Annotated in this window: 4 protein-coding genes; 2 read left to right on the top strand and 2 right to left on the bottom strand. The window is 66.3% G+C overall.

Annotated elements, in window-relative coordinates; genetic code table 11:
- Positions 1 to 1,047 (top strand): SPFH domain-containing protein (locus Q0916_RS12025; protein ID WP_349254534.1); only part of this gene is annotated, 1,047 nt, incomplete at its 5' end.
- A gap of 46 nt (positions 1,048 to 1,093) precedes the next feature.
- Positions 1,094 to 1,696 (top strand): winged helix-turn-helix transcriptional regulator, encoded by a 603-nt coding sequence (locus Q0916_RS12020; RefSeq protein ID WP_299237517.1) that lies wholly within the window; start codon positions 1,094 to 1,096, stop codon positions 1,694 to 1,696.
- A gap of 47 nt (positions 1,697 to 1,743) precedes the next feature.
- On the opposite strand, the gene Q0916_RS12015 is transcribed toward Q0916_RS12020, so the two are convergent.
- Positions 1,744 to 1,998 carry a DUF7123 family protein gene (locus tag Q0916_RS12015; protein ID WP_299237516.1) on the bottom strand — a complete coding sequence of 85 codons (255 nt, stop codon included), beginning with the start codon at positions 1,996 to 1,998 and terminating at the stop codon, positions 1,744 to 1,746.
- A gap of 288 nt (positions 1,999 to 2,286) precedes the next feature.
- On the bottom strand, positions 2,287 to 2,771 hold a 485-nt coding region (locus Q0916_RS12010; RefSeq protein ID WP_349254533.1), incomplete at its 5' end, for an inosine/xanthosine triphosphatase.

Genomic DNA, 2,771 nt, shown 5'->3' with positions numbered 1-2,771 from the left:
CAGTCCTTCCAGATCGTCGACGCCTACGAGAAACAGACGTTGACCGTGTTCGGGGAGTACCGGAAGCTGCTCGAACCCGGTATCAACCTCATTCCCCCGTTCGTGTCGCGGACGTACGCGTTCGACATGCGGACCCAGACGCTGGACGTACCGCGCCAGGAGGCGATCACGCGGGACAACTCGCCGGTGACGGCGGACGCGGTGGTGTACATCAAGGTGATGGACGCGAAAAAGGCGTTCCTCGAGGTCGATAACTACAAGAAGGCCGTATCGAACCTCGCACAGACGACGCTGCGGGCCGTTCTCGGCGACATGGAGCTCGACGACACCCTGAACAAGCGCCAAGAGATCAACGCGAAGATCCGCAAGGAGCTGGACGAGCCGACGGACGAGTGGGGGATCCGCGTCGAGAGCGTCGAGGTCCGCGAGGTGAATCCCTCGAAGGACGTCCAGCAGGCGATGGAACAACAGACGTCCGCGGAGCGTCGCCGCCGGGCGATGATCCTCGAGGCGCAGGGAGAACGGCGGTCGGCGGTCGAGCAGGCGGAGGGGGACAAGCAGTCGAACATCATCCGCGCACAGGGAGAAAAGCAGAGCCAGATCCTCGAGGCGCAGGGGGACGCGATCTCGACGGTGCTGCGCGCACGGTCGGCGGAGTCGATGGGCGAGCGGGCGATAATCGAACGCGGAATGGAGACGCTCGAGGAGATCGGAAAGGGCGATTCCACCACGTTCGTGTTGCCCCAGGAGCTCACCAGCCTCGTCGGCCGGTACGGCAAGGCGCTGTCCGGCTCCGACGTTCAGGAGATGGAGGGGCTCGACGGCAAGGAGTTCGACGCCGACACGCGAAAGATGCTCGGGCTTGACGACATCGACGAGATCCTCGGCCAGATCGACGAAGCCGCCGAGATGGACGTCGAAGAGCTCGAAAAAGAGGCCGAAGCGGTCAAGTCGGGCGGCGCGAGCGGAGAGATCAAGTCGGCCGACGAGGTCATTGAGGAGATGGACGAGGACGTTCCCGAGGCCGAGATCGAACGCGAAAGGTGATCCGGCCGAACGAAGTGCTTTTGTCGAGCGCACGGATAGTGGGGGCGTGACGAACGGGATCGACGAGCGGAAGCGGGCAACGCTCCGGCGGTTCGCCGCCATCGGAGCGGCCGCGCCCTTCGTCGGGACCGCAAGCGCCGCCGCCGACACGAACGAGACGCGGGAAGCGATCCGCGGATACGTGCCGACCACCCCCGGCGCGCATTTCTCGAAGCTTCGGGACGACCTCCAGCTTGGGACCGGCGAGACGCAACATCACCTTCGGAAACTCGAGGAATCGGAAGTGATCGAGTCGACGAAGGACGCCGACTACCGACGGTACTTCCCGGCCGAGCGATTCGATGCGTTCGACAAGCGGGCCCTCGGCTACCTTCGACGGGAGACGCCGCGGGGGATGGTTCTCGCCCTGTTGCGGGACCCCGAGGCGACCGGCGTCGATCTGGCGGCGGCACTCGACGTCTCCCGACCGTCGATCAGCGCCGCCGCCGCGGCCCTCGATGGCGCCGGGCTGCTCAACCGGTCGGACGGCTACAAGCTGACCGAGCCGGAGCGATCGCTGACGCTCGTCGTGCGATACGCCGACTCGTTTGGCCCCGACGCCGTCGCGCTCGCGGACGACGCCGCCTCCCTCGTCAGCCACGACCCGTAGGTCGGACTCGTCCGACCGTTAACCGATCCGCCGACTTTCCTGCCCCGCTACGTCGTTACCATCCACGTCGTTCCGGAGGAGTAACCCCACTTCTCGACGTCAAGGTCGCGGGCGGCGTCGGCGACGGCACCCATGTTCGCACCGACTTCCTTCGCGGAGAGCTCGAGGTCGTCGGCGATCAGCCGCGATTTGAAGTACGTCCGGTCGTCGGCGTTCACCTGGAGATACTCCAGGATCCGGCTCTGTTTTTCCGAGAGGCCGTTCGGGTCGACGCCGACGGGTTCGGGGGACACCGTGCTCATGTTTCACCATATGGCCGCCGGCGTCAAAAGGCGGTTGGTACACCCGGTTAACACCGTCGTGTCATGCGGTTTCGTCGATATCGCGGGCCATGTCAAGCCGATCGCCATCGCGTATCGGTACGCTGGATGAACTCGAGCCGTCGGCACGAACCATGGAAGATGCTCCCCGTTCCCGGCTCATAGTGATTACGGCGAATAGTTTCATGGACGGTGTCGAAAGACGCCCGTTACCCGGCTCTCATCGCCGACACGGATCGTCACGGTGGTACAGACTCGCAGTAATCACTATCAGTACAGGTCGGAGACGAACGGCCCAAGCGCGCCGGCCACGGCGGTCGCGAGCGCGTCGGTTCGATCGACCCGACCATCGGTCAGGGCGCCCGCCGCCCCGCCGCGTTTGGCGACCCCCGTCGTGTCGAGGACGTCGTCCATCACGGGTCCAAGCTCCTCGCCGTCGTCCACTCGTGTGGCGATCCCGTCCGGCAGGCGGAAGCTGGGTCCCGCCCCGCGGCCGACCCGGGTGCCGTCGTCGACCGACGCCCACATCACGAGGAACAGCCCGTCGGCCACGCCGAAGTCGGCGACGCCACCCTCGATGCCGACGCCGAGGTCGTACTCGCCCGCGTCGAGTACCGCCGCCGCACGGGCCTCCGCGCCGGTCACGGTTTCCGCGTGGCCGAGCGGCTGCTCGCTCACCCCCGAATCGACCGGGACGGCCTCGATATCAACCGTCCCGCCATCGATGGCGCGACCCTCGCCCGCCCCGAGTACCC

The sequence above is a fragment of the Natronomonas sp. genome, from assembly GCF_028274965.1.
Classification (GTDB): domain Archaea; phylum Halobacteriota; class Halobacteria; order Halobacteriales; family Haloarculaceae; genus Natronomonas.
This window is presented reverse-complemented; position numbering and strand designations above follow the sequence as displayed.

Bases quoted from the DNA above. Each gene is read 5' to 3' on its own strand.
- Q0916_RS12015 (WP_299237516.1), bottom strand. From the start codon at position 1,998: ATGAGCACGGTGTCCCCCGAACCCGTCGGCGTCGACCCGAACGGCCTC.